4 protein-coding genes are annotated in these 2,311 nt (G+C 37.8%); all 4 read right to left on the reverse strand.

Features of this window, described 5'->3' with window-relative positions; translation table 11 throughout:
- Positions 1–750: hypothetical protein (locus U9Q18_02370; protein MEA3313203.1), on the reverse strand; the 750-nt coding region annotated here is incomplete at its 3' end.
- 2 nt (positions 751–752) lie between these two features.
- Positions 753–1,337 carry a hypothetical protein gene (locus tag U9Q18_02375; protein MEA3313204.1) on the reverse strand — a complete coding sequence of 195 codons (585 nt, stop codon included), beginning with the start codon at positions 1,335–1,337 and terminating at the stop codon, positions 753–755.
- Positions 1,338–1,399: 62 nt separating this feature from the next.
- Positions 1,400–1,573 carry a hypothetical protein gene (locus tag U9Q18_02380; protein MEA3313205.1) on the reverse strand — a complete coding sequence of 58 codons (174 nt, stop codon included), beginning with the start codon at positions 1,571–1,573 and terminating at the stop codon, positions 1,400–1,402.
- Positions 1,574–1,617: 44 nt separating this feature from the next.
- The coding region (locus U9Q18_02385; protein MEA3313206.1) for a hypothetical protein at positions 1,618–2,311 on the reverse strand (694 nt) is incomplete at its 5' end.

Below are 2,311 nucleotides of genomic sequence, written 5' to 3' on the forward strand. Positions count from 1 at the left end.
CTCACTATTCTTTGCTGTAAAGTCGGGCCCATACATCGCAAATATAATTGAATCTGGATGTAATACCGCGTTCTTTACACCTAAGCTATGAGGAACATTTGGAGTAAGAGTTACTGGAACGCCATATAAGAAGTCGTGCGTACCTGTTGGTAAAGTTGCTTTTCCAAATTGCGATGCGTCATAATATCTCTGGATTGACATAATGTCGCTCCAATATACTTTTGGCTCAAAGAAGAACCTACAGTTTTCTTTTGGCACACTGTTAGATTCTAATATACCAAGCGCTGTCTCAATGTTGGTAGCTACTAAACTCGTAGTAGTTGTTCCTGCTGTTGGTGTGATGCTTGTAATGTTGTCTAAAATAGCTCGTTCTGCATATCTGGATAATCTGTAGCCAATCGCCTGTGCATACTCGTTGATAATGTTTGGTCTCTTCATTATTTCTCTTTCCTCAAACTTGGTAATGTAAAATGCTTTACCATACCAACTATCAACGGTTAGGTCAGTTTTAGTTTCAGATATAGCTTCTGCAGTGACATCTCCACTCGTAACCTTAATTGCTGTAGCGGTGAAAGTGTCGCTTATGTGGGGAACGTGGAGAACATCTCCTCCCACAATATCAGCTGAATAATCTTTGAAGAAACCAGCTGCATAAAGCCTCTCTTTCATAAATCGGGTAATTCGGGATGTCCAAATTTCGGGTCTATAAACATCGTATTTATCAGCATCAAAACCTGTTCCTACGGTCATTGTTATATGCCCGTCCTTCCTCTGCCTGACGACATATTTTCTTTAGCCCATTTACTAAATTCCTTGTCGTCCATTTTTTCTAAATCTTCTCCTGTTTTTCCGTTAAGAACTGAAGAGGGCGATGAAGGGTCGGGTGTTTTTTTCTCTTTTTCGACCTTTTCTCTCTTCGCACTAATTGCAGTTTTTACCCAATCATCGTTGGTAGTGTTTATTACACTATCAATAGATTTGTCGGGAGCATTGCGAACAATGAAATCAACTTCACTCTCGTTATACCCCTCTAATGATTTTGCCAATCTCACAACATCCATTGGATTTGTTGGAATAGGCATATCACTGGACACAGAATCGGATTTTTTCAATTTTTCCATTTTAGCAAGAGCATCTGAATACTTCTTCCTATAATGGTCTTTCTGTGCTAAGGCGGACTGCAATTCTTTTGATTTTTCTGCCTTTTCTGGCTGGGTTTCTTCAGGAGTACCCGTCTCCTCTTCGGTTTCGTCAGGAGTTTCCGTCTCCTCCCCAAGTTCTTCTAAAGTTTCTTTGGACTCTTCAGATTCTTCTTGAGTTATGTTTGCGTCCTGCATAATTCTTTTTTAATTCTTTAGTGAATAGTTCTTTTTTTTAGGGTTTAGTCCCATAACGACCTTTAAATACCTGTTGGGTCTTTTTCGTCATTGTCTTTGCATATTTCTTTTAATAATCCTACTCCTAATTTATACTCTTTAATCCACTCAATAAGTTCGTTTCTTTTGTCTGGTTCAACATCTAATATGCGGTCTTTTAGATTTTCAATTCTGTTATTCAGAATACTGGAAATCATAGCTTCGTTTTTTTTAATAAAATAAATTTGGTTTTTACTTAAATTCATACTTCTTTAGTTGCTGTTGCTATTGGAGACATAGGAGCAATTCGCGCCATACTTCCTCCTCTCTGGGGAGGTGCTGCTTCCTCTGAAGCTCCCGCTATACTTGGGACATCTTCAGAAAATATGCTATGCGGGTTTACTCCTCCTGCGTCTAACATTTTATAAATCATTTTCTTAATTCGCTTGTCCTGTAAAAGAGCGGGATTAGAAGCAAGCATTTGAGAAATCATCTGGAAAATTCCTATTTTGGAACTTGTGTCTATTTGTTCTCCTACAATAGTGATGTCTATTTTATATTTCAGGTTATTGTAAAATCCTTCTGGTAAATTTATCTCTGAATCGCTTAAAAGCTCTGCCTGTATCCCCCGTCTTATTTTCCATTGCTCTGGCGTGAGATGTTTGCTTTTAAGTTTTAATTCATTCATTTTCTCGTTCAATTTAATCTGGAAGAACTTTTCAGAGCTATCTTCATCGTCCATAATACTTCTCATTAAAATTTTATGTTCTTTTCTTTTCTGGTCTTTGAAATCTGGTAATATCCATTCAAAAATAATTTCCTTTAAAAACGAGGATAAATCTTCTTTTCTTTGTTCAAAAAAACTGGAAGCCATTTTGCTCTGAAGTATCGTAGAACCAAGCGGAGTTCCTGACGGAGCGCGCCCTCCCGTAATAGGTTCTCGGGTAAAGCTCTTT

This window comes from Caldisericota bacterium, from assembly GCA_034717215.1.
Taxonomy (GTDB): domain Bacteria; phylum Caldisericota; class Caldisericia; order Caldisericales; family Caldisericaceae; genus UBA646.